Below are 25,966 nucleotides of genomic sequence, written 5' to 3'. Positions count from 1 at the left end.
TTGAAGACTAGGAGTTAAAGTCAGCTGTCTGATAAAGACCTCCCTAGTCAAGCTAGTCTACACGATAATAAACTTCTTGTGCCAAGATATCTGACGGCATCACATATTGTGCGCTAAAGAATCTATCTCTGTTAATGTCGGTGCTATCTGTACCACCATCAGCAACTGACATAATCACAGCGCCTTTAGGCACAAAGACTGTCGGAACACTACCTGATGCCACTGGTTTATTGGTCGGGTTATAATAGGTAATAGCTGCACCTAAAACACCTGTCTCTGATATACTGGCTCTTTCAACATCCACAAAATAGGTATGTTCTATCCCATCATATGTGACAAAACCATCCGACTGAATCGTTACTCTTTTACCCTGAGCATTCTCCCATAGACCTGCTATGCTTGAAAAATCACCTTGCTGGATGGCTTCTATGTTCATTCCTTCTTGACGGTTGGTTTTTGTTTCTTCTGGAACTGGTTGAGGTGCTTGTTTTTCCAGTTTTGTCCATTTGAGAGACGATAAATCAAGATAGTCTGACTCTGCTGGTTCTGCTATCGTGCCTTCTGAGACCAAAAGAGTTCTCTCAGGATTGATACGGAGTCGTTCATAGTGTCCTACTGCATACAGTAACAAACTGCCATCTTTCAACGGATACATACGGACTTTTTCACCTACTTCAGGGCCTCTGTTTTGCTTGGTTATATCAGATAATCTGACTAAGTCTCCCTTATCTGAGACACTGTACAGGTCTATGATTGTCTTGGTATCTGCCTTGCTATCTTTGCCTCCTAAGGCAACGATCAGTTCAGAGACGCCGTCACCATCTAAGTCTGTCTGACTGTAATAGGCACCATCATAAACATAGTCAAATTGCTCCGTCCAATATAAATAGCTACTAACCTTCTCAAAATCCAGTTCATTAACAAACAAACCCAAGGATTCTTGGTAGCGGTCAATAACGGTTTTATAGACGTCAGCTTCTTTGATTTTAGCTTTTTTATCTGTTGTCTTAGGGTCAGAAGCTTTATCAGTTGCTGTTATCAGAGGTTTATCAACCGTTTGCTTATCAGTCTTTTTGGTACATGCTCCTAGACAAAGGAGGATTAGGAGTGCGATATGGGCTGTTATCAAGTATCTTTTTGTCATCATATTCCTCATTCAAAACTCACTATCAGGGCTCTTATCGGCTGACACCTGTGCCGTTTTTGACATGGTGAACCTTGGGTCACGTCTCACCTAGGGTTACTAGGGGACTGTCTTTTAAGTCATTATTCAAAAATAGATTTCAAGACTTCATCTGTCTTTACTATTGAGAGTTTTGCTAGACCATCAGAGGTATATACTGGTGATTGTGGGTTTAAGGCAACATAGCAATTATCATATTCCATCAATTCAGGTATAGCTTCCAACCAACGTTTTCGTGACCTACTAATAATAATCATCACATCTTTTTTCTCAATACGATTTCTGATAAGATTAAAGATATAGTTTTGACTATCTAAATAGCCATTGTTTTTGCTAGGATCACCTAGTTTATTCCAGTTATCATTATATTTTCTTGAATGAAACGGGAAGAATTCTAATAATGCTACCTTATCAGTTAAATAATCAGCCAATTTAGTTCTATCTATGTTTTTATTACTCTTTTTCCAACTCCCTAGTAAAGGCTCTAACTTTTTAAACCAGTAATCATGATATTTAACTGTATAAAAACTAGGACTAGACTGATCTAAACTAGACTGATTTAAACTAGGCTGATTTAAACTTTTTTTAATGTCTTCAAATAAGTCCTTAGATTGCTCTTTTACCATATTCTTATAATCTTTATCCCAACCAGGATTTGTTCCTAATATTAATAATTTCGATTTTTCTACATCGCCGACAATCACCTGAGGATAAGGCACAGTCAATTCAAGCCCGACAAGATGACTACCACCTAGTTTTTTAAGTTGTTTTCGATCCTTTTTTAACAACTCTTCCAATTCACTACTTTTTTCCGACATTCTTATTCTCCTCCCTCAAAACCTCTTTTTATGTTAAGTTCTTAATTGAATGGATTGCTGATTGCAGAAATATAAACAGCATTGTAAAGTCCGTTTGCTTTATACAAGCCTAACGAATAAAGATCTCCTTTTTTGTCTAACAAGTTACGATTGTGACCAGGTGAGTTAATCCATGCGTTAACAACTTCATTTGCCAATTGACTTGAGTTTTGACCAATATCACCCGTACGCATGATGTTTTCAAATACACCGATAATACCAACTGAATCTTCTAAATCAAAATTATTTGTGATTGTATCAGCAACATGATACATTGCTCTACGACCGTTATATTCGTGACCAAATTGTTCAGAAATCTGACGAGCGCGTAAGTCAGCACCAGCTTGCAATTCTGAGCTATAGTTGAATGTGTTTGTTAAGCCATTAGCTGCACGATGAGCTTCAATTAAACGAGCCATTTCAGAGATGGTTTCACTGATGAATTCAGCTTCTGATTTTTCAGCTTTCTCAGCAGCTTCTTTCTCTTTAGCTAATTTTTCAGCCTCATGCTCAGCTTGTTCACGTGCTTCTTTCTCAGCAGCTTCACGTTCAGCCTTTTCATGAGCTTCTTTTTCAGCTTGTTCTTTTGCTGCTTTCTCAGCAGCTTCACGTTCCGCTTGTTCAAGCGCTTCTTTTTCAGCTTGCTCTTTAGCAGCTTTCTCAGCGGCAGCTTTTTCAGCAGCCTCACGCTCAGCCTTTTCACGAGCTTCTTTTTCAGCTTGCTCTTTAGCTGCTTTCTCTGCTTCTGCCTTAGCAGCTGCTTCACGTTCAGCTTTTTCACGAGCTTCTTTTTCAGCTTGTTCTTTTGCTGCTTTCTCAGCTGCCTCACGTTCTGCTTGTTCTTTAGCTGCTTTCTCGGCTTCTGCCTTAGCAGCTGCTTCACGTTCTGCTTGTTCTTTAGCTGCTTTCTCTGCTTCTGCCTTAGCAGCTGCTTCACGTTCTGCTTGTTCACGAGCTTCTTTCTCAGCTTGCTCTTTAGCGGCTTTCTCAGCTGCAGCTTTTTCAGCGGCTTCACGCTCAACTTGTTCCTTAGCTAATTTCTCAGCCTCAGCTTTTTCAGCGGCTTCACGTTCTGCTTGTTCTTTAGCTGCTTTCTCTGCTTCTGCCTTAGCAGCTGCCTCACGTTCTGCTTGTTCTTTAGCAACTTTCTCTGCTTCTGCCTTAGCAGCTGCCTCACGTTCTGCTTGTTCTTTAGCTGCTTTCTCTGCTTCTGCCTTAGCAGCTGCCTCACGTTCTGCTTGCTCTTTAGCTGCTTTCTCTGCTTCTGCCTTAGCAGCTGCCTCACGTTCTGCTTGTTCTTTAGCTGCTTTCTCTGCTTCTGCCTTAGCAGCTGCCTCACGTTCTGCTTGTTCTTTAGCTGCTTTCTCAGCGGCAGCCTTTTCAGCAGCCTCACGTTCTGCTTGTTCTTTAGCTGCTTTCTCTGCTTCTGCCTTAGCAGCTGCCTCACGTTCTGCTTGTTCTTTAGCTACTTTCTCTGCTTCAGTAGGTGCTTCAGGTTTAATTTCTTCAGTTACGGCTGGTTTTTCAGTTACAACTGGAGTTTCAACTTTAACTTCATCGGTAACTACGGGCTTATCAGCTGGTTTCACTTCTTCAGCTTTTTCAGTCTCAACTTTTGGAGTTTCAGTAACCACTGGTTTGTTAGTCGCTTTTGATGTCTCTAGGGCAGGGATTGATACCTTACCATCTGTTTTTACTTCAGTTTTTGACGAATCAACTACTGATTTATCATTTTGGAAATAGCCTACAAAGCTGTATCCTTTAATATCAAGCTTACCACTAGGCAACTCAGAGCCAACTCTCAATTGATAACTTTGACTATATTGAGCAAGTGTCTGCACCGTTAAAGCTGAAACAGACGTTGTCGTCATGACACCACCTACAGCTCCGATAATAAGCATTGAACGAACATATTTTTTATGACGTTTTCCAACACCAATAGCAAGAACCAACAGCCCCGTTCCAGCAACAGCAGAGATGAGTTGACTGCTTGAACCTGTTTTCGGAAGAGATTTCACAGATTGAGCCACCTTGTCTTGACGGTAGACCACATAATATGTCGCATCATCTGCTACATAGCTTGGCAAATGATCTGTTATCTGCTGCTTCTCGGATTCTGTTAATTCATCCGTTGTGACGTAATGATAATCGATAGTTGCTTTGCCATCTGCACTTAAAGCGGTAACTCCCTGAGGAATTAAGAAGGCACCAAGAATAGCTGACACCGCACCTACACCAACAACCTTACGGATACTAAAACGTAACTTAGTGCTATGATTTTTTGAATGTCTTCCCTTGTAAAACATAATGTTCACTATTTATATCAGTCCCTAACAATAACTGATACAAATCCTTTCTTTTAATATAGCTTCATATTTTCTATGATTGTTCATTATACCAAATCATATAGCAAGCATATTGCCAGATAAGTCAAAAAGAACCGATTATATAAAAAATTAATGATTACATCTCGCAAATGAACAAAAAAGATTGAAGAACAAGCGCCAAAACGGCCTTTCTTCAATCTCTGAATAGATTATGCTTTTTGTGTCAATGATTGTTCAAAGCGATAACGATAGAGCCAGTAAGCCAAAAGGATAAATAGGATTGGTAATAAACACGTCAACCATCTTATGCCATTTAAAGTCAGCTGACTTTGTAGTTGGTTGGGTGAGTAGCCAAACAGACTCAGCCCAAGGCCCACTAGCCAAGCAGAAAGGGCTAATGCTAGGTTAAGACTAAAGTTTTGCAGAGCTACCGCCAGACTTGTCTGAGAGCTACCCAACTGTTTTTCACTATAATCCATACAACTCGTAATGGCTACTGTACCTGACACCATATAGAGCCCCGTACCAAATTGTTTGATACTGCCTGTGAGAAAGACAAGAAGCGCACTCTGTGGCCAAAAATGTCCTGACACAAAGAGAAGTCCTAATCCCGTTACAGTAATAATCCCCGCTAAATAAAAAATCTGGTGATTGGTCATATAGGGTTTTAGATTCATGTAAACAAGGCTACCAAGCATTTGCACCACTATAGTAAATACATATAGCGAGAAATAAAACACATCTCCTAAAACATACTTAAAGTAATAGAGATTCATGGCATTCATCAACTGAATACCCAGTTCAAATAAAAGCAACACCACAAATAAGTAAAGCAATGGTTTGTTTTTTAACAACAAAGACAAACTATCCCTAAAGCGATACTCACTGCGCTCTTCAAAAGAAGGATGAGGTAACTTGAGGTATTTGAGTTGTACCAAAACAGCCAACAGCAACAAAATACTCAATAAAAACGAGCTTTTAAAAAGACCCATCTGCAGATTGCCTTGACCAAGGAATTTAGCCAGAGTTAACCCTGAGCTGATACTCACAAGAGCTGCCAAACTGGCACAAAAACGAGCAATCGCAATCAATCTAGCTCTTCCATCACTATCCCTTGTCAACTGCGGTAACCATGTCCAAAAAGCAATTTCAGCGATCGTTTGACTAATGTCATAAATAAAATAAACAATACTCAAATACAGAGCTAGCAAAAGCTGGCTATCTACAACCTTTAAAAACAAGAGGGGAAATGCCACTGCATAGCAAATTGCACTAATGCCATATAACCATTTGATTTTGTTATCCGTCTGATATGATTTTTCAAACAAATAACCCACCAAGAGTGTTACAAAAGCATCAATACCACGCGTTATCAAGAAGAGCCACCCCATAAAAATGGGACTGATTTCAATAATATCAGTGAGATAGTAAGCAAAAAAAGCACCTGAAAAACAAATAAGGGCATCTTTAGCAAAGGAATTAAAACCAATAATCGCCTTTTCTCTGATCATTCCATTCTCCCAGTTCGAACAATTCATCATGGTTATCATTATTTAATGATATTAACTATAAATGATACCATAATCTTGAAAAAAATCCATTTTATGATACTATATTTTTGAAAGGGAGGTAGCTATGACGAGCAAGGATAACAGTGGAAAAAGACAGCTAGATATTCTACTACGACTACTAGATGGTGAAGTGCTGAGTAAGAAATCTCTGGAGCAAACCTATGGTGTATCGTCTCGTACCATTCAAAATGACATGGCACAGATTAAAAGCGTCCTAGAGGAGAAAATTTCAAGGTCTTATGATTTACTCCCTGGCAACAGCAAACTTGACGAGAGATTCACTGAGCACTTTCAACTCCAGACAGAAAAACGCGGTCACTATTACTTAAAATACAATATTACAAAACTATCTCAGCAAGCCACTTCCTTAACACAACCGGAATCCCTTGTTTTACTGAAAATTTTGTTAGAAAGTCGTGCTTTACAAAAGGAAGAGATCGACGTCTTACTGACTAAAATCATTGATTTGGGAGAAGTTAGTCACTCTTTAAATACAAGTATTCTAAACGAGAAACACCATTATGCTGGCGTGCCAAAAGAACATATAATGGAAACTCTAAGCCTAATCCAATACGCTATTGAAAACAAGTTAGAAATTCATTTTGATTATACTAAAAACTTTAAAACCCAACGTTTTAAGAAAGTACCAGAACAACTCTATTTCCAAGACTTGTATTTCTACATGGTTTCCGATAGGCATTCTGCTCAAGACGACCGAGAATTAGAACAGCTCAATAAATTTAGAATCAACAACATGAAACATATCGAGCTTCATAATCACTCGAAAGGACTAAATCCTAAAGATCGCTTCCAAGTAGGTGTCATGCGTAATCAATCAGGCATTTGGGGCTACTTAGGTAACCCCATTACCTTATCTATTGAGTTTTACTATGACCCAACCTATGTCCTTGACCGCTTCCCTGGTGCCGTGATTCGTTCGCAATATTTTGACGAGCTAAGACAACAATATGTTAGCCGCATTGATATTCCGACAAATGATGGTTATGGCGTCAAAATGTGGCTGTTAATGCAGTCTGATCAGCTTAAAATTTTATCGCCAAAGTCCATGAGGGACTATGTTATCAAGAGTGCCAAAAACATGCTGCATTATTATGATGAGGACGATCAAAAACTAGATTTAGAGCAACTCTAAAACTTAAGCTCATCGCTATTACCATGCTGACATAGCTATCAAAACGTTATGCAACTTCTCTGTTTTGACACTTATTCCGACATCAATAGGTATGCTTTAGTGGATTAAAGTAACATTTGTTATCACTAGGCAAGAGAGGATTTTTAGCCCTAAAAATGTCTTTTATATGCTATTGACTTACTTATAGGTTTTGAGTTATCTGCCAAACATGGTATAATAATTAGGGTTAAAAAAGCTACTAGCTTTGATTAAAACATTCCAAAAGCCAGTAGCTAAGTCAAAATTTGATAAATACAAGGTTAACCCCTTGATACGAAAGGAATCTAGAAAATCTTATGATGAATATGCAAGACTTGTTCCATAATTTTTTATGTCTTGTAATCATCAGAAATGTTGATTTTAAGCCTTTTAAATTTTGCTAAATTAAACTAAAATCATTTAAATTTATTACAATAAGACAAAAAATAGACAAAGACAGTCTCTGAGTTGTACCAAAAAAGCTTCCTTTTAAAGAGAAGCTTTTTACTTTTTTCATTTTAATTTAATCATCAAAAAAGAAGTAGGGTGTAATTATTTAGAAATTTTTATATACATATTTCATACCCAATTCTTGATAGATATAGTATCTCAAAACTTCTTGAAGAAGCAACTTAGTTTCATACATCTCATGGATATCTGTTATCATTTCTGGATATTTATCTTTTGAATCGCCATGAGTATAATAATTGCGCGTTTGAGTCAATTTTGTTATCAATAATTCCTTATCACTATTCGAAAAAATTTTAGTTTGATTAAACTCATCTATTGACTCAAATAAATTTTTTAAACGTTCCGAAAGGCTAGGCTCTTTTTTATTAAATTTTAATCTATTTCTAAACTTTCTTCTAACCTCTACTAAAATATGTGTATTTATATAATCAAGCAACGATTGTTTTTCTTTTTCTTCTATATCAGATAAACATTGTGCAATTTTAAAATTCTTAAAATTTCTAGAATAAACTTCTAAATTCCTAATAGCATCAACTAACTGATCCTCTAAGTATAGATCTCCATGAAGATTTTTCGAGAATTGACCTACTATAAATTCAAGTTCCTCAGATTTATCAAACCAATGATTTAAAATATGCTCAAAGTTACCTTCTAATTTCCTCAAAGAAATATCTTGCTGAGAATTCCCCCATTTTTTAGACTTTCTAGCATGCTGAACAAAGTATTTCCCTTTTATAATCGGTAAACACTTATCTCCTAATATTTTATAATCAACTAGAAACTCAATGTTAGTAAATGATAATGGAGTATTTGACAAAATCTCAATAAACTCTTTAAATTTACGTGAAGCTTGATAAAACTCATCGAAACATTTTATACTTGAATCTGCTGAGGTAAGTTTGATAAAATAATCACTTGTAAATGACGTGGTCGTAAACGAAGAATGTAGTATTGCCATATCTTCAAAGATCATCCCAAGTGATTTTATTAGTACTTTTGTTGATTTATATTCTTTTACTGCACTCTCAAAAATAGTTTTTTTCTCTAAACACTTAATGTTGACTAATGATTTTTCAATCCATTCTTCAATATGTTCAAAACTAAATTTATAATCTTTGATTTCTTGAGATTATAGTTTATTTATTAAAGTTTTAAAAGATTCTGATCCTCCATCAAAATCATCAATTGCATTATAAAACACATTATATAATTTAAAATTTTTTATGTGATATTTGGTAATAGGAAATCCAGGATAATTAGAGGTCACACTTGGTTTTCCATAAGTATTTAAAATTAAGATATTACCATCACTAGAATACCCATATATTTTTTCCAAATTCTTACCAAAACCAAATGAAATAACAGTCTCCTCTTCAAATTCCCCAAATAATTCTAGTATGATTTCTCTCGGTGAATAATGTAAAGTACCACTTAGATTATTGCTATTATTAACAGTACCATCGGGATATTCTGAAAAATATCCTTTTATTTCAAATTCTTTATTCCAAGTATAATCTTTAAACTTCATATTATCCTTTCTAACTATTATTCAAAAAAGCTCCATATTCTTCTAAATATTTCTATTATAGTATCATCTATTTATCTAAGACAAACTTCCAATTCTCATTATCAGAATTATCAATCATAATAATTACGATGTGTAAGATTCAGTCAATAGTTTGTCTTATTTCTTTTTACTACTTAATATTATACTTCAAAAATAATCAATGTTTATCATTAAGGGCAATAAAATATTCTACCTCCCTTTTCTTTCGTTCTACATCGCTCCTCCATCTTTCCTAGCCCCCTAAAAAATGCTATAATAGACCTGTTGTGAGACAATATTTTAAATACGAGGAGATAAGACACTTATGATGAATATGCAAAATATCATGAAACAAGCGCAAAAATTGCAAAAGCAAATGGAGAAAAGCCAAGCCGAATTGGCTGCAACATCTTTCGTTGGCACATCTGCCCAAGACCTTGTCACTGCAACATTTACAGGTGACAAAAAATTAGTTAGCATTGATTTTAAAGCTGATGTGGTTGATCCAGATGATATTGAAACCTTACAAGATATGACGATGCAGGCAGTCAACGATGCCTTGTCACAAATTGAAAGTGCAACCCAAAAAACAATGGGGGCTTTCGCAGGGAAATTACCATTCTAAACGAACAAAAAACGGAGCATCTTTACTCCGTTTTTTTTACGTCATCCAGTCACCAAATCCATTTATTCCTCAAATAACCCCATTAACCCAAGAGAAGCAAATGGATTGTTTTGAATATCTTCTTGTTTGTCCAATAGAGCCCGATTGGCGTCTTGTTCTAGAAAAGCCTCATAAACACGCGCTGTCATTCGCGCATCCTCTAAGCTATTGTGGCCTTTTCCCTTGATGCCAAAAAATTGAGCAACAGACTGTAATTTTAGATTAACAATACCATTCAAATCACTACTGCGTCGCTCTTTTGCTTCCTCATAAACATCTAATGCATACTGGGCTGTGACATCCAGCCCGTTTTCAAGCAAAAGCGGCAAATCGCTCTTAACGCCATTATAACCTATCAGGGGTGTATCTCCCACAAAATCTTTAAAATCAGCCAAAGCCTGCTCAAGCTTGGGAGCCTGACGAATCTTGTCACTCGTTATTCCTGTCAAACCATTGATAAAGCTTTGCAAAGGCACTTCCGTATAGACAAAGGTATCAAACTGTCCTATCTCGCTCCCATGCTGGTATTTCACAGCAGAAATTTGAATGATGTGACTAACCTTATCAACTGTGTTAAACTCTAAATCAAAGGCAACATAACTCTCTAACCGTTCCATTTTATTCCCTCACATTTGCAAAGAAACCCAGTCACACCTAGCAACTGAGTCATATTATCTTATTTCTTACCACCAAAAAGTCGACCAAAGAATCCCTTGTTGACAACTTCTTTCTTATCTTGCATCTCTTCTGCCTGATGACGCGCAGCATCCAATTCTAATTTCAGATTATCCCTATCTGAAAAAGCAGCTAAAGTCAATTGCTGTTGCTGATCAAGCTGCTTATCTTTTTCAGCAATTTGCACATCTTTCACACGAAGCTGCTCATCTTTAGCTGTTAGTTGGCTATCTTTTGCCTTGAGTTGCTCATAAAGGCGTGTGATTTCTACGTTTTTCTCATCAACGAGAATTTCAAGCAGCTCTCTTTGTTTGACTTCCTCACTGATAGGCTCATCTTCAAAAATCGTCTTTTTATAATGTTCCTCTAATTTTATCAAACCGCTACGCTTGACTACTGTAACACCCTTGTCATTCTTTTCAATATCTTCGTCTGGGAGTGTCTTGATGCGATTATTTACCGCTTGGCGACTAATTCCTAAAATTTCAGCTAACTCACTGACAGTCTTTTCAATCGTCATGTTATCCCCTTTTTCTACCGAAATCTATTACCAAAATCTTATCACAACCCGTCTTAAATGTCAATTAAGGCTACAAGAAACACACCATTACTAATAACTGGAATCTAGTAAAAACCCAAACCTCGTGAGCCTACGGATAGCATTTTTATGCTAAAATAAGACTATGACACATTTTGATACTATTGTAATTGGAGGTGGACCAGCAGGTATGATGGCAACCATCTCATCAAGCTATTTTGGCTTTCGGACCTTATTGATCGAAAAAAACCGCAAACTCGGCAAAAAATTGGCAGGTACAGGTGGCGGTCGTTGTAATGTGACCAACTCTGGCAGCTTAGAAGACCTCATGGAAGGTATTCCAGGCAATGGACGTTTTCTGTATAGCGTTTTTTCACAGTTTGACAACCATGATATCATCGCTTTTTTTAAGGAGAACGGTGTCGCCCTCAAGGAAGAAGACCATGGTCGTATGTTTCCAACAACGGATAAGTCACGTACCATTATAGACTGTCTTGAACGGAAAATTGCTGAATTGGGCGGTCATGTCCAAACCAACACCGAGGTGGTTTCAGTCAGGAAAATAGATGGTCTTTTTCATATCAAATCTAGCAACGAGAGCTTTACCTGTGACCGTTTGATTGTCACAACTGGTGGTAAGTCCTATCCTTCAACAGGTTCAACAGGGTTTGGACACGATATTGCCCGTCACTTCAAATTAGCTGTAACTGACCTTGAGCCTGCCGAAAGTCCATTATTGACTGATTTTCCTCACAAACTTCTCCAAGGTATTTCCTTAGATGACATTTGTTTATCTTATGGCAAACACATCATTGTGCACGACTTACTCTTTACTCACTTTGGCTTGTCAGGACCTGCTGCCTTACGAATGTCTAGTTTTGTCAAGGGCGGTGAAACCCTCTATCTTGATACCTTGCCAAAACACTCCCAAGAAGACTTAACTGTTTTTCTTGAAGAACATCGTGATAAAGACATTAAAAATGCCCTTAAAGCCTATTTACCAGAACGTTTGGCTGAGTTTTATGCCCTTGATTTCCCAGATAAAATCAAGCAATTGACACCCAAGCAAAAAGAAGATCTTATCAGTAAAATCAAAGCCTTACCTATTCTTGTGACTGGCAAAATGAGCTTAGCAAAATCATTTGTCACTAAAGGTGGGGTTGACCTTAAGGAAATCAATCCCAAAACCTTAGAAAGTAAGAAAGTCCCTGGTCTACATTTTGCAGGCGAGGTTTTAGATATCAATGCCCACACGGGTGGCTTCAACATCACATCAGCACTCTGCTCAGGCTGGGTGGCTGGTAGTGTCCATTATTAACAAGAAAAAACACCTCAAGCGTAGGTAGAACAACTACCAGTTCATTTGAGGCGTTTTTTTATACATTAAAATGGTAAATGGCCATAAAAACCAGGATGAACTAATCCTTGTCAGACAAGATTAGGTAGGTTCCCAAAACAGCACAATAAGCTAGCCAAAAACATTAACAGCTAGAGACAAGGCCCCTTTTTGCTTGCGATTTAAAGATGACATATACTGACCTCCTACATATGTTATAACATGTTAACTGATGTTTTCAAAAGCGAGGCTTGGCTTGGCATTGAGGTCAAGCTCTGCAAAGTTCCCTTTTCTGTATTCGACAGCGGCAGCATAGGCAATCATGCCTGCATTATCCCCACAAAGTCTTAAAGAGGGAATCACTACAGGGATATCTGTTATTTCGGTCGCCAAGCGTTCACGCAACCCCTGATTAGCTGCAACACCACCAGCGACGACTAGTGTTGAGACAGGGTATTTTTCAAGAGCTTTTTTGGTCTTAGCCATCAAAATATCCATAACTGCTGATTGAAAGGAGGCACATAAGTCTTCTAGCACCAGTGTCTCACCTTTTTGTTCAGCATTGTGATGCAGATTGATAAAGGCTGATTTTAGGCCAGAGAATGAAAATTCTAAATGGTCTTCTTTAATCATGGCACGAGGGAACTGGTAAACATCTTGGCCTTGATGAGCTAGTTCATCAATTTCACGCCCTGCTGGATAGGTCAAACCCATCACACGACCAACCTTGTCATAGGCTTCTCCAACGGCATCATCTCTGGTTTCACCAACAATGTGATAAACACCTTCCTCAGGCACATAGACCAACTCCGTATGGCCACCACTGACTAATAAAGCCATCAAAGGATAGGTCAATTCGCCTTGTTCACGCGCCGCCATCAAATGCCCAGCCATGTGATTGACTGGTATCAAGGGCAACTGATGTGCCCAAGCAAAGGCTTTTGCTGCTGCCATTCCAACCAATAAAGCACCTACCAAACCAGGTCCATAAGTCACTGCAACTGCTGACAAATCATTGGCTTCAACACCTGCTTCTTTTAGAGCATCTTCGATGCACAAGGTCACCACTTCAACATGATGACGACTAGCTACCTCAGGCACTACACCACCAAAGCGTTTGTGACTATCAACCTGACTAGCAATAATATTCGTCAATAACTGATCCTCGTTTTTTAGAATAGCCACACTGGTCTCATCACATGAGGACTCTATGGCTAGGATATATCTGTCTAACATATGTTTCCTTTCTCTTTAGTCATCTTTGCGCATCATTATCGCATCTTCTGTCGGGTGATGGTAATAGGCCTTACGTTTTCCGATCACTTTAAATCCATGAGACTGATACAAGCCCTGTGCCTTATAATTACTCTCTCTCACTTCCAAGAAAACAGGTTGCCCCAGTCCATCAAGCTTATGAAGCAGCTGATGTGCGTAACCTTTATTTTGATACTCCTTGTGCACAGCAATATTGGTCAATTCTGTTTCACCTAGCAAATGCAGCAAAGACATGAAGGCAACTATTTGACCATCTGACTCGACAAAAAAATAGTCCGTTGTTTCTTGTGTCATATCAGACATAATTTGGTCTAATCGCCAAGGCGACCTTTCATAGACACTACTTAGAATGTCAAAAACAGCTTCTGCCTGAATTTGTTGATTGACCATTAGCACTACACTCGCTTGATATAGTCGTCAGTTGTGGCAACAGACGTTTGTTTTTGTAGCCAATTCTCCTCAGCTTCCACACGTTTCAAATAATCAGGGACAAAAGCATGATAATCTTCTGGTTCTAACCCCTCACCAAAACGCGCCATAGCCACTGCAGATGGTAAACTCTCAATAACAAGAGCATGAGGGAATGCCTCTACCAACTGATCTCTGAATGTCGCAGTCTCCCCAACAAAAACAAGCTTATCCTTACCTTGAACTTCTTGTATCACCCAGTCTAAAGACGCATGACGATCTTTTGCAACCGATTTACCCTTGTCGTAAAAACCAACATAAACATTGTTACGACGGGCATCTATCAAAGGCACAACTAGCCCATCAGTAGCAACGTTAGCCGCAATAGCCTGTAAGCTAGACACACCAACCAAATCAATCTTTAAGCTATAAGCTAGAGTTTTTGCCGTTGCCACAGCCACACGCAATCCTGTATATGAACCAGGTCCTTTAGCAACGATAATCCGATCCAAATCACTTGGTTTCAAACCAGCTTGCTGCATCATAAAATCAATTGTTGGCATCAGGCTAATACTATGGTTTTTCTTAACATTTAACGTGAAATCAGCCAAAACCTGCCCATCTTCCAACAAGGCAACTGTCATGGCCTTATTTGAGGTATCAAAAGCTAAACTAATCATTTATTATCTACTCCACTCTCATCATTAACAAGTCAACTTTTAGACTGTCACTTATCTTCATTTTACCATAAAATGCGATCAATCAACCATTTTTGCATTGTTTTACCAAGACGACAAACTTGATAACGGTTTCTCTTTTCTTATGCTTTCGCTCCCTTATAAAATATGGTATAATCAAATTACTAAAAGACGGTTCAAACGAGATACACTGACTACAATTACATAGGACAACGTCAAAATGACCCGATTTTTGACTGATTTTTTGTAGTCTTTATCCAATCAATCAGACAAATCCCTAATCACTGATTGATGACCTCTAAAAAAGAAAGGAATACTAATATGATTTATAAAGTGTTTTACCAAGAAAGAAAAGATCGTAGCCCTAAACGTGAGCAGACAAAAACCCTCTATTTAGACGTTGATGCAAAAGAAGAACGTGAGGGATTGATTATTGCTCGTGAATTAGTGGAAACCAACACAAGTTACAACATCGAGTACATCCAGTTGCTTACCGATAAACTTCTTGACTACGAAAAAGAGTCTGGTGTCTTTGCGTTAACGGAGTTCTAAAATGAGTAGTATCAATTTAAAAACCGAAGAAGTCGGCGTTTACGCTATCGGAGGTTTGGGAGAAATCGGTAAAAACACCTATGGTATTGAGTATAAGGATGAAATTATCATCGTTGATGCGGGTATAAAGTTTCCAGAAGATGATTTATTAGGTATTGACTACGTTATCCCAGATTACTCTTATATCGTTGAAAACCTAGAACGTGTCAAAGCGCTTGTCATTACACATGGACACGAAGACCACATCGGAGGGATTCCCTTCCTACTCAAGCAGGCAAATATCCCTATCTATGCGGGACCACTTGCCCTTGCTCTCATCAGAGGAAAACTTGAAGAACATGGTCTTTTACGTGACGCTAAACTCTATGAAATCAACCACAACACCGAGTTGACCTTTAAAAACTTAACGGTAACCTTTTTCCGTACAACCCACTCCATTCCTGAACCTTTAGGGATTGTGATTGATACCCCTCAAGGGAAGGTCGTTTGTACAGGGGACTTTAAGTTCGACTTCACACCTGTTGGGGAACCAGCCGACTTGCATAGGATGGCAGCTTTAGGAGAAGAAGGTGTTTTACTATTACTATCGGATTCGACCAACGCTGAAGTCCCAACCTTTACCAATTCAGAAAAAGTTGTCGGTCAATCCATCATGAAAATCATCGAGGGCATTGAAGGACGTATTATTTTCGCTTCTTTTGCTTCTAATATTTTCCGTCTCCAACAAGCCGCTGAAGCTGCTGTTAAAACAGGACGTAAAATTGCCGTCTTTGGACGTTCGATGGAAAAAGCCATTGTTAACGGTATTGAACTGGGCTATATCAAAGTACCAAAAGATACCTTTATCGAACCCAATGAAATCAAAAACTACCATGCCAGCGATATTCTAATCATGTGTACTGGTAGCCAAGGTGAGTCGATGGCAGCACTCGCTCGCATTGCAAATGGAACACACCGCCAGGTGCAATTACAACCAGGTGATACGGTTATCTTCTCATCAAGCCCAATTCCTGGTAATACAACAAGTGTCAACAAACTCATCAATACTATCCAAGAAGCTGGGGTTGATGTTATTCACGGTAAAATCAACAATATCCACACATCTGGACATGGTGGGCAACAAGAGCAAAAACTCATGTTGCGTTTGATTAAACCTAAATACTTCATGCCTGTCCACGGAGAATACCGCATGCAAAAATTGCACGCCGGTCTTGCACAAGATACAGGTATTCCAAAAGAGAACATCTTTATCATGGAAAACGGCGATGTCCTTGCTTTAACAAGTGACAGTGCTCGTATTTCAGGTCGTTTCAACGCTCAAGATATTTACGTTGATGGTAATGGTATTGGTGATATTGGAGCAGCAGTCCTTCGTGACCGCCATGATTTATCCGAAGACGGCGTTGTTCTAGCCGTAGCAACTGTTGATTTCAAGACCAAGATGATTTTATCTGGACCGGATATCCTCAGCCGTGGCTTTATTTACATGAGAGAATCAGGTGACTTAATCAGAGAATGTCAACGACTTCTCTTTAACACGATTCGTCTAGCCATTAAGAGTAAAGACGCTAATTTACAATCTGTGAATGGTGCCATTGTGAATGCACTACGACCATTCTTATACGAAAAAACAGAGCGTGAACCAATCATCATCCCAATGATTTTAACGCCTGACAAAGACTAGTCTTACAGAGATAATAACAACACCCAACCATACAAGGATTTACTGATAGAAGCTTGTATGGTTGGGTGTTTATGATATCTAAATCTTAAAGATGAGCACTTTTTGAGCTTTCTTTTATAAGGTATAACGGGCGTTTCTTAGTCTCCATAAATATTTTAGAAATATAACTCCCTAAAATACCAACTGAGAACAGCTGAATGCCTCCCATAAATAATATAAGACTAACTGTTGAAGCCCAACCGCTCACTGGATTATCAAAAAACAAATGACGAATAATGACAAACGCCATCATCAGAAACGATAAAACACAGGATATCAAACCGATATATGACGAAATTTTCAAGGGCATATCAGAAAAATTGACAATACCTTCGAGCGAATAATTGAGAAGTTGCCAAAAATTCCAACTCGTTTCACCAGCAATACGCTCAACATTTTCATAAGGTAAATAGGTCGTTTTGAAACCTACCCAGGTGAAAATGCCCTTTGAAAAACGGTTGTACTCCGTCACTTCCAAAATGGCATCAACCATCTGTCGTCTCATCAAACGAAAATCCCTAGCACCATCAACCACTTCAATATTTGAAATCTGATTAATCAGCTTATAAAAAAGTTGAGCAAAAAACGAACGCACTACTGGCTCTCCTTGACGCGTCGTTCGAGCACAACCAACACAGTCTAAGTCTAAATCATTTTCCAGCAAATCTCTCATTTGAATCAGCATTTCTGGTGGATCCTGTAAATCCACATCCATAACCGTCACAAATTCCCCAGTCGCTTTCTGTAAACCAGCATATAGAGCAGCCTCCTTACCAAAATTACGAGAAAATGAAAAATAGTTTACTGCCTGATCTAGATGATGTAATTGTCGCAACACATTTAATGTATTGTCTTTTGACCCATCATCAACAAAAAGATATTCAAAATCCTCGTCCATCTGGCGCCTAACCTTTTCCATCGCTTCATAAAACAATGGGATTGAAGCTTCTTCATTAAAACATGGAACAACTATCGAAATTGTCATTACAGAATTCCTTTCCTTTTTACATTTTCCCAACCAAGTGCTGATAGAAGTATGATTTGAGGAATAAATTGGATTAAATAACGTCCCTTACCACCTTCAAAAATCAATAAGAAGAGTAAACCTCCAAACACGGCCAACATAATAAAGACTCGCTTGTCAGACAAAGAATGACCTAAACAAGCAAAGCATAAACCTAAGGACAAGAGTAGCCAGACCCCTTGTTTTAATAGGGCAAAATAATAATAGTTTTCAGAATCTTTTTCAATAATGTAGTCTCTAAACCATTTTGACCAACGCTTATTTTTTAAAGTCTCATATAAAGGAGAAATATAGGCTGTTTTTTCCTTGCTTGGATTTTGGTACAACCACCCTAATGTCCCATCATTGACAGTCTCTGCTTGTTTGTGGAGCAAGTGCTCTGCAAATGTACGCCAAGTATATTCAGACCAACGACGCTTGATTTCCATAATCACATACTGTTTTTTAAACATACCATTATTGTAATAGTGACGCTTTTCTTTTGGAAGGTATTGTCGTAATCCCTCTTTCATATCTTCTTGATCCGTTCCAGAAAATGTTAAACCTAAATTGATAAAATGCAGTGCTGTCTTAGCTAAGCCGTCACCCTCAATAACAACGACCTCATTTTGATGTTTTACTAATGTTGTTAACGTGCCAAAAACAAGGCCAAACGATAAGCTAAAAACAAGGACTAACATCATTAGATGTTTGTAAGCTCCCTTTAAACCAAGTCCTATCACCAAGGCAACTATACTTATTAAGGCTGTAGAACGCCATAGCATCGCTAAAGCAGTTACAACTCCTAGTAGGATGATTGTTTTAAGCTTCTTCTGCTTGTTTGTCAATAGTTTTAGCGCTAAATAGAGTTCTAAAGCTAACAAAGGCAAGCCTAAAATATCAGTATACATCGCCATGTAGTAAGGTGAAAAAACCAGCAGCAAAAGATAAAACAAATAACTGATATCTGCTACTGTTTGCGAAAAAAAATCATTACCTATTTTATAAATTATATAAGCTGTCGTATTGACACAAATGAGATTAATCCCTTGAAGAAGCCATAAGGTATTCTCTGAAAACAAACGATAAAAGAATCGTTCATATAAAAACAAAGTCATATTGTTTGGATTGCGTGTTAGGTAACTTGCAATACTCTTTTCCGCTAACTCTCCAATAGCCCCTTGAAAAACCACCGCCGCATCACTTCGAATCATCAGGTGTGATGACAGAATGACCAATACCTGAAAAATGATACCAAGCACCAATAATGATTGTTTATGATGTGTTAAAAAATGATATAGATATTTTAACCAACCACGGCGAAAAACGAATAAACCTCCTATTAAAAGCCCTACAGGAAAAAGAATAGGATATACAATTAAACTGACTAAAAACCAGTGCAAACTTAGTAGTAATACTATGATCTGCAATGATGTTACAAAAAATTTGTTGAATGCTAACATATTTACATTATACCAAAAAATAAATCTCCTTTCTGCTTTTCCAACCTAACATCATCTATTTTCAACAACACAAAAAAAGAAGTTCTCACATTTGTTAGTGAAAACTTCCTTAAAATAATGTCAATCAGTACAAATCTAAGTAATGATCGATTTCCCATTGCGAAACAAAGGAGGCATAACTTGACCACTCAATGCGTTTAGCTTGATAGAAATTAGTATAAATGTGCTCACCTAGAGCATCACGTACAACATCAGATTTTTTTAGAGCCTTCAAAGCATTGTGTAAAGTTGACGGTAAATCTATAATACCTGCTTCTTTACGCTCTGCAGACGTCATGGCATAGATATTCGTCTCAACAGGTTCTGGAGCTTCAATTTTATTGATAATACCATCCAAGCCAGATTCTAATAATACTGCCATTGTCAAGTAAGGATTAGCTGTTGGGTCCACTGAACGCAATTCCAAGCGTGTTCCCATTCCACGCGAAGCTGGAACACGGATTAATGGCGAACGATTACGTCCTGCCCAAGCAATATAGACTGGCGCCTCATAACCTGGAACTAAGCGTTTGTATGAATTGACTGTTGGATTAGTAATAGCCGTATAACTATAAGCATGCTTCATCAAACCACCTAAGAAATAATAGGCATCTTGAGACAACTGCATACCTCTTGGATCTTCCGGATCATAAAAAGCATTGCCATTATCATTAAACAAAGACATATTACAATGCATACCAGATCCAGCAATACCATACTTAGGCTTAGCCATAAATGTTGCATACATATTATATTTTCGAGCAATCGTCTTAACGACTAACTTGAACAGTTGAATATTATCACAAGCTCTCAAAACATCGGCGTATTTAAAATCAATCTCATGTTGACCAACAGCACATTCATGATGACTAGCTTCGACTTCAAAGCCCATTTGTGTCAAGACATTAACAATTTCGCGACGGGTATTGTCGGCTAAATCTGTGGGCGCCAAATCAAAATACCCACCTTTGTCATTAACTTCGAGTGTCGGCTTGCCTTGCTCATCTAGCTTAAACAGGAAAAATTCAGGTTCTGGACCAAGATTAAAAGACTTATACCCGACTTCTTCCATATGTTTTAAGGCACGCTTTAAATTGCCACGTGGATCTCCCGCGAAAGGCTTACCTTCTGCAGTATAGACATCACAAATCAAACCTGCTACTGCGCCATTTTCATCACCCCAAGGAAAAACAATCCAAGTGTCTAAATCAGGATAAAGATACATATCTGATTCATTAATACGGACAAACCCTTCAATCGAAGACCCGTCAAACATCACCTTATTGGTCAAGACTTTTTCCAACTGCTCTTCTGTTGCAGGAATTTCCACGTTTTTCATCGTTCCCAAAATATCTGTGAACATTAGACGTAAAAACGTTACATTTTTTTCTTTAACTTCACGACGAATATCTGCTACTGTGATAGACATAGGTTCTCCTTATTGTAATTCTAATGATGGGAAAAGTCATAACCTTCCCAAAAGAGTATTCCAGCAATCATATATGCTGATTTTTAAACAATATGAATAGTATCTGAAATGATGAACTTTTTAAAAATCACGCTCTGTTGGAAAGGGCGATGGATTGTCAAATCCACTTTGATGACTAAATTCATGGTGTAATAATCGACGAATATCTGCGTCAGACAAGGGCTTTGACATCCTCTCTTTACGTTCACGTCGGTGATATTTCTGGCGAATATCCGCTATATTAAAACCATCAGAGATATAGTCTTTGATTTCTAAGAGCTTGTCCATGTCATTCAAGGAATACAAACGACGATTACCCTCAGAACGATCAGGTTTTATCAATCCCTGATCTTCATAGTAGCGAATTTGTCGTGCTGATAAATCTGTCAATTTCATAACAGAACCCATCGGAAAAACTGCCATTGTTCGTCGTAATTCCCTTTCTTTCATGAAAAAACCTCACAAAACAATCCTTTTTATGCAAAGAGCTATCATTCCCTCTACTATCAAGACCATTATAAAAAGAAAAATATGACATGTCAAGTTATCATGTCATATTTTCTAACATATCTTATTTACTCACAATGTTTTTTACGCCACAACCTCAGACGTTCGATATCCGTATTAACAATAATAGCAATAAAGACACCAATAAAGGTCTCAAACACACGTGCAAAAACATATAAGACTGTATCGTGTTTAGGAATCCCTAAGGTGATAATAAGCATAGCAGCTACAGCACCAATAATGCCAGCTTTATTATTGGCTGCAACATTGAAAATAATAGTCAACATGGTCATAATAGGCACAAAGGCTAAGGTGACCCAAAAAGCATCAGCAAAAAAATCGTTAATCATATAAAATAACAAGGCAAAAAAACCACCAATAGTATTGCCAAGAACCCTTGAAACACCAAAGGATAAACTTTTATCAAAGTCTTCTCTAAGGCTAAAAACAGCGGTCAGAGCTGCAATTTGAACACCTTGCCAATCTAACAGTTTAAAAATCAAAATCACCAGAAACACAGATAATCCCGTCTTAAAGGTCCGCATTCCCAAACGAATATCTTTAGCATTAAATTGAAATTTCACACATTAACTCCCTTACTTGATTGCTCCATTGTATGCCAAAGTACCTCAGTTGTCAAGAAATGACAAGATGGACTTATTATAAATGAAAACTGGCTCTATAATTTCTGTAGTGGTTAACTCCACCATAGAGACTATAACCTTTTGAGTATCACAAAAGACCCATATACCTATAATGAAAAGCGAGGAGATTATCATTAGAAAGACTCATATAGAATAAAGAACTAGTCAGGGGAGTGATTAGTTCTTCCCGAGCCTAAAAATAAAAGCGAAGATTTTATCACAATCCTACTCGGAATAAAAGACCCAAATGTCACTGTCTTTGATTATTAAGGGGGGAAGACATAAGGAAATCGTCGCTATGTTGGACTTTCCTGCTCCAAAATGACACCATTGCCAAGGACAAAATTATCAACGCTTTAGAGATACCTGATTCCAACGCTAAACCAAAATCTACAAATAACCTCATCAAGGTCATTAAACGAAATGCCTTTGGATTCAGAAAGATGACAACTTTAAAAAAGGAGAGAAACAATGTGATTCTCTCCAGATGTTAGCTTTTCATCTACCCACTACAGTTGACAAAGAACCATAAAAGAAAAAGCTAACCGTAGTTAGCTTACTTGATGCGGAGAGTGGGACTTGAACCCACACGACCTAAAGCGGTCACAGGATCCTTAGTCCTGCGCGTCTGCCAATTCCGCCATCCCCGCTTGGCAACATAATAAATTATATCAGCTTATCATGTTGCTGTCAACCTTATTTTTCATGTTTTTTTAAAAAATCAGCGATAATCCATTCATAGGCTTCTTTATCCTTTTTAAAGGTCTTAGCATGACCAGCTCCCTTGACAATGTATAGGTCTTTTGGTCCCTTAGTTGCTTCATAATTTTCATAAACCATTTTTGTAGGAACAAAGACATCATCTTCTCCGTGAATAAACAAGACAGGGCGTTCATTTTTTGATAACTGATTAACAGAGCTTGCTTCGCCATACGAAAAACCTGCCCTTATTTTTGAAATCGCGGATACTTCGTATAGAAGTGGAAAGGCTGGAAGATTATACAGGGTTTTAGCTTGATATTTGAGTTCATCCCAAACACTAGTGTAGCCGGCATCTTCGATAATAGAAACAACCTGTTTGGGTAATGAAGACTCACCAGAAGCCATCATAACAGTTGCGCCACCCATTGATAAACCGTATAGCGTAATTTGTTCTGAACCAAAGTCTTCAACCAAAATCTTTGTCCACTTTATGATGTTATGACGGTCAACCCAACCATAGCCAATGATTTGCCCTTCACTTTCACCAGCAGCTACATTATCAGGCATTAAAACATTATAACCTAATTTATGAAATAGCCAACCATAAGCCTGCATTCGTTCTTTCCTACTCCCAAAACCATGAACAACAACAACCGTCCGATCTGTTTTGGTCTTGGCCGGTACATACCAAGCTACTTGTTTTAAACCACCATTGGTCATTTCAAGTGTTTGTTTCTCCAAAGCCTCAAAAGATTTCTCATACTCATACAGAGGGTCTGTTTTTGCTGTCGGTTTATTATTCAAAAAACTTTTCTCAGATTTGACTTGAGCCACATGGAAGAAATAGAAACTGGCTCCGATAGATAGAATAAAAAGTAGTGTAAGCAATTTTCCTAAATATGTTATCAGTGTTTTTTTTGTCATACTTCTTATTATACTATTTGTCTAAAAAAAGTAAAGATTTGATATTTAAAGTATTTTGCGCCATATAAATCCTAATCTGGTAACAGCCTCTAGCTCAGGGGTTTAGAAGGCACCTCCTCCGCCTCCACCACCTCCGCCAGAAAAACCACCACCGACACTTCCTGTTGACGATACAGAGAAGTGAGAGGCTTGAGCTGCCGTACTAGAGTAATTATGATAATTATAGAGTGAGTGACTTATAGGGGTATAAAGTCGTTCTCCCACATAAGTATCTAAAGCCGGATTCGCAAGACTAATGTGGTTAACACGAAGATAGTCTTGAACGCGCTTTGCTTCCCCAAACAAAGCTGCATATACAAGAACCTGATTCCAAACCACTAGACTTTCAACATCAACACGATTAAAACTATCGATGTCCTTAAACATATTAGAATACGATTGCCATGCACGATAACAATCAAGCCCTTCTTGTGTTAATGTGCCGTTGTTTATTCTTAACCGATAAGAAAGTAATAAATAGACCATGACTGGACCAGCAATGATACAGGGAAATAAACCATACAAAACCGCTATAGTTGACCAGCCACTCCCTAGTGCAACAAACACCGCTATAATTCCCAATAAAATGGGTACTCCTAGCCACAATAAGCCTAGTTTTAGCCCGGTTCTCTCTTTCCTGTTTAAAGGTCTAAAACTCTCTTTTTGTCCTAAACGAATGATCTCTGTTCTGACTTCTTCATCAACAGCCGATAGGTGTTCCTTCATTTGTAAACTAAGTTGGCGACCTTGTTGACGAACCTGTTTTTCATATTCTGAGCTTGTCAAACCATTTTTCTTGTAAATCGACTTATCAATATAATAGTGACCAAAAAGCTCATCAACCGCAAGCTCCTGCGACTCTCCAAATAATAAACAAAGCAAAGATTGATCAAGTGATGTAGGAGATTTTTCCTGATTTACCTTAAACCGTTTACCATCCTTACTTAACTCTAAGTGACCTCTATCCATCAAATCTAATAGACTAGCTTGAATCATATGATCAAAAGACATCTCATTTTTAGTATCTTCAAGGCTTGCACCATAGACCATTTTAGCAACTAATAAGGGTGGTAAGTCTTCAGGAGCTTGATAAAGACGTTCAGTAATTTTTGGTGGCTTAACCAGACGACTTCTTCTTAAAAATATCAGAGAACCAATCGTCGTAAAAACGATTGTTACTACAGGTAACACCTTTTGATATAAAATACCAAGTCTGACATGATATTTCTTTATAGCTGCTTCTTCTTTCAAAATACTAGCTTTAGCCTCATCAGATGATGTTGGACTACTATCAAGAATAGCCCTATCCCAATAACCTCTAAGTTCAAGCTGAGCATCAACAGCATGAGCCGCCACAAAATAATCTCCAGCTTTTTCTACTACCTTGGTTTCTGGTCTAAAGTATCCTAAATGTGCAAATAGTTTATGATCTAGAGCTGCTCTGTCTGTTCTAATTCGAAAATCAACAGTTTTTATCTCCTGATCCCAGTCCGAAATAGGAATCCATTTCAACTCTGCAACATCCTGATGAACAAATAACAATTTATCAAGTTGCCACGTGACTTCAATTTTGACCCTATCCCCAGACTTACCAGCATTATAGATTTTAAGACGATAGCCATCAGACAGAGGTTCGAGGATTGCTTGATTATCAAACCAAACGTCATTATGATAGGTAACAACCGTAGGCTCACCTATAATATCAAAGCCTTCTGGCATCTTACCTGCTTTTCCAAGCGTAACATATTGGCCATTATAATTTGTATCAAAATCATACACTACAGTTTGTTTAAACGTTGCTGTGTTATCTGTATGAAGGGTCAAGTCTCCTTGATAAGAAACGATATCATAGGTGACATCATCTGCCGATACTTTGCTGTGACACATTATCAGTAAAAAACACAAAACATAGAGCACTTTTTTCATTGTTAACCCCCATTCTCTGTAAATAGATTAAATCTGTGGAAAAATGCAATATAGGTTAGCTAATACGCTCATTTTACCATATTTTTATCACTATAAATACGATGACACTAAACTAGGAACAAAAAGGCAAAAAAAGCGGCTCTATAATTTCTGTAGTGGGTAACTCCACCATAGAGATTATAGGGCCTTTTGAGTATCAAAAAGTCCCATATGACCTATAATGAAAAGCAAGCAAACCATCATTAGAAAGCCTCAT

General features: G+C 37.9%; 21 protein-coding genes, 1 tRNA gene and 2 pseudogenes. 6 read left to right on the top strand and 18 right to left on the bottom strand.

Translation table 11 applies throughout. The annotated features are described in order from the left end of the window. Positions 1–52: 52 nt before the first annotated feature. The 4 genes from ACVRZH_RS06870 to ACVRZH_RS06855 form a co-directional block, all read right to left on the bottom strand. Positions 53–1,144 carry a DUF6287 domain-containing protein gene (locus tag ACVRZH_RS06870; RefSeq protein ID WP_447454554.1) on the bottom strand — a complete coding sequence of 364 codons (1,092 nt, stop codon included), beginning with the start codon at positions 1,142–1,144 and terminating at the stop codon, positions 53–55. A 122-nt stretch (positions 1,145–1,266) separates the two neighbouring features. Then, on the bottom strand, positions 1,267–2,001 hold the full coding sequence (locus tag ACVRZH_RS06865; RefSeq protein ID WP_447454553.1) for a hypothetical protein: 735 nt from the start codon (positions 1,999–2,001) through the stop codon (positions 1,267–1,269). Positions 2,002–2,042: 41 nt separating this feature from the next. Continuing rightward, positions 2,043–4,346 (bottom strand): CAP domain-containing protein, encoded by a 2,304-nt coding sequence (locus ACVRZH_RS06860; protein ID WP_447454552.1) that lies wholly within the window; start codon positions 4,344–4,346, stop codon positions 2,043–2,045. Between the two features lie 230 nt (positions 4,347–4,576). Continuing rightward, positions 4,577–5,878 (bottom strand): MFS transporter, encoded by a 1,302-nt coding sequence (locus ACVRZH_RS06855; protein WP_447454551.1) that lies wholly within the window; start codon positions 5,876–5,878, stop codon positions 4,577–4,579. Between the two features lie 124 nt (positions 5,879–6,002). On the opposite strand from ACVRZH_RS06855, the gene ACVRZH_RS06850 reads away from it, so the two are divergent. Next, complete coding sequence (locus tag ACVRZH_RS06850; RefSeq protein ID WP_447454550.1) at positions 6,003–7,091, top strand: helix-turn-helix transcriptional regulator; 1,089 nt, start codon at positions 6,003–6,005, stop codon at positions 7,089–7,091. Between the two features lie 574 nt (positions 7,092–7,665). Here the strand turns inward: ACVRZH_RS06850 and ACVRZH_RS06845 are convergent. Next, a pseudogene (locus tag ACVRZH_RS06845) lies at positions 7,666–9,108 on the bottom strand (HEPN domain-containing protein). Between the two features lie 343 nt (positions 9,109–9,451). Between ACVRZH_RS06845 and ACVRZH_RS06840 the strand changes: the two are divergent. Then, on the top strand, positions 9,452–9,751 hold the full coding sequence (locus ACVRZH_RS06840) for a YbaB/EbfC family nucleoid-associated protein (protein WP_447454549.1): 300 nt from the start codon (positions 9,452–9,454) through the stop codon (positions 9,749–9,751). A gap of 62 nt (positions 9,752–9,813) precedes the next feature. Here ACVRZH_RS06840 and ACVRZH_RS06835 read toward each other — a convergent pair whose 3' ends face one another. Both ACVRZH_RS06835 and ACVRZH_RS06830 read right to left on the bottom strand, forming a co-directional pair. Next, positions 9,814–10,407, bottom strand: coding sequence for a 3'-5' exonuclease (locus ACVRZH_RS06835; protein WP_447454548.1), 594 nt, complete (start codon positions 10,405–10,407; stop codon positions 9,814–9,816). Between the two features lie 59 nt (positions 10,408–10,466). Next, a complete protein-coding gene (locus ACVRZH_RS06830; RefSeq protein WP_447454547.1) occupies positions 10,467–10,985 on the bottom strand; it encodes a DUF536 domain-containing protein in 519 nt (172 codons plus the stop codon). A 163-nt stretch (positions 10,986–11,148) separates the two neighbouring features. On the opposite strand from ACVRZH_RS06830, the gene aao reads away from it, so the two are divergent. Then, positions 11,149–12,321, top strand: a complete 1,173-nt coding sequence (gene aao / locus ACVRZH_RS06825; RefSeq protein ID WP_447454546.1) for an aminoacetone oxidase — start codon at positions 11,149–11,151, stop codon at positions 12,319–12,321. A 243-nt stretch (positions 12,322–12,564) separates the two neighbouring features. On the opposite strand, the gene tsaD is transcribed toward aao, so the two are convergent. The 3 genes from tsaD to tsaB are packed head-to-tail and all read right to left on the bottom strand — an operon-like array spanning position 12,565 to position 14,702. Further along, positions 12,565–13,575 (bottom strand): tRNA (adenosine(37)-N6)-threonylcarbamoyltransferase complex transferase subunit TsaD, encoded by a 1,011-nt coding sequence (gene tsaD / locus ACVRZH_RS06820; RefSeq protein WP_447454545.1) that lies wholly within the window; start codon positions 13,573–13,575, stop codon positions 12,565–12,567. 15 nt (positions 13,576–13,590) lie between these two features. Beyond that, on the bottom strand, positions 13,591–14,004 hold the full coding sequence (gene rimI / locus ACVRZH_RS06815) for a ribosomal protein S18-alanine N-acetyltransferase (RefSeq protein ID WP_447454544.1): 414 nt from the start codon (positions 14,002–14,004) through the stop codon (positions 13,591–13,593). A gap of 5 nt (positions 14,005–14,009) precedes the next feature. Beyond that, positions 14,010–14,702 (bottom strand): tRNA (adenosine(37)-N6)-threonylcarbamoyltransferase complex dimerization subunit type 1 TsaB, encoded by a 693-nt coding sequence (gene tsaB / locus ACVRZH_RS06810; RefSeq protein ID WP_447454543.1) that lies wholly within the window; start codon positions 14,700–14,702, stop codon positions 14,010–14,012. Between the two features lie 339 nt (positions 14,703–15,041). On the opposite strand from tsaB, the gene ACVRZH_RS06805 reads away from it, so the two are divergent. Both ACVRZH_RS06805 and rnjA read left to right on the top strand, forming a co-directional pair. Further along, complete coding sequence (locus tag ACVRZH_RS06805) at positions 15,042–15,272, top strand: DNA-directed RNA polymerase subunit epsilon (RefSeq protein ID WP_447454542.1); 231 nt, start codon at positions 15,042–15,044, stop codon at positions 15,270–15,272. Between the two features lies 1 nt (position 15,273). Next, positions 15,274–16,956, top strand: coding sequence for a ribonuclease J1 (gene rnjA, locus ACVRZH_RS06800; protein ID WP_447454541.1), 1,683 nt, complete (start codon positions 15,274–15,276; stop codon positions 16,954–16,956). 85 nt (positions 16,957–17,041) lie between these two features. Here the strand turns inward: rnjA and ACVRZH_RS06795 are convergent, their stop codons facing one another. The 5 genes from ACVRZH_RS06795 to ACVRZH_RS06775 form a co-directional block, all read right to left on the bottom strand. Further along, positions 17,042–17,980 carry a glycosyltransferase family 2 protein gene (locus tag ACVRZH_RS06795; protein WP_447454540.1) on the bottom strand — a complete coding sequence of 313 codons (939 nt, stop codon included), beginning with the start codon at positions 17,978–17,980 and terminating at the stop codon, positions 17,042–17,044. Continuing rightward, positions 17,980–19,461, bottom strand: coding sequence for a glycosyltransferase-like membrane protein (locus ACVRZH_RS06790; RefSeq protein ID WP_522732202.1), 1,482 nt, complete (start codon positions 19,459–19,461; stop codon positions 17,980–17,982). Before ACVRZH_RS06790 ends, ACVRZH_RS06795 begins: the two co-directional genes overlap by 1 nt. 124 nt (positions 19,462–19,585) lie before the next feature. Next, positions 19,586–20,929: a type I glutamate--ammonia ligase gene (gene glnA, locus ACVRZH_RS06785; RefSeq protein ID WP_447454538.1), complete on the bottom strand. Its 1,344-nt coding sequence runs from the start codon at positions 20,927–20,929 to the stop codon at positions 19,586–19,588. A 120-nt stretch (positions 20,930–21,049) separates the two neighbouring features. After that, positions 21,050–21,418, bottom strand: a complete 369-nt coding sequence (locus ACVRZH_RS06780) for a MerR family transcriptional regulator (RefSeq protein ID WP_447454537.1) — start codon at positions 21,416–21,418, stop codon at positions 21,050–21,052. A gap of 125 nt (positions 21,419–21,543) precedes the next feature. After that, positions 21,544–22,020: an FUSC family protein gene (locus tag ACVRZH_RS06775; RefSeq protein ID WP_447454560.1), complete on the bottom strand. Its 477-nt coding sequence runs from the start codon at positions 22,018–22,020 to the stop codon at positions 21,544–21,546. Between the two features lie 434 nt (positions 22,021–22,454). Here ACVRZH_RS06775 and ACVRZH_RS06770 point away from each other — a divergent pair. Continuing rightward, positions 22,455–22,613: pseudogene (locus ACVRZH_RS06770) on the top strand (transposase); the annotation flags it as partial. Positions 22,614–22,683: 70 nt separating this feature from the next. Here the strand turns inward: ACVRZH_RS06770 and ACVRZH_RS06765 are convergent. The 3 genes from ACVRZH_RS06765 to ACVRZH_RS06755 form a co-directional block, all read right to left on the bottom strand. Further along, positions 22,684–22,769: transfer RNA gene (locus tag ACVRZH_RS06765), tRNA-Leu, on the bottom strand. A 46-nt stretch (positions 22,770–22,815) separates the two neighbouring features. Beyond that, positions 22,816–23,745: an alpha/beta hydrolase gene (locus tag ACVRZH_RS06760; RefSeq protein ID WP_447454536.1), complete on the bottom strand. Its 930-nt coding sequence runs from the start codon at positions 23,743–23,745 to the stop codon at positions 22,816–22,818. 102 nt (positions 23,746–23,847) lie between these two features. Further along, positions 23,848–25,710, bottom strand: coding sequence for a DUF2207 family protein (locus tag ACVRZH_RS06755; RefSeq protein WP_447454535.1), 1,863 nt, complete (start codon positions 25,708–25,710; stop codon positions 23,848–23,850). Between the last annotated feature and the right edge of the window lie 256 nt (positions 25,711–25,966).

The organism is Streptococcus fryi, from assembly GCF_053206505.1.
This window is presented reverse-complemented; position numbering and strand designations above follow the sequence as displayed.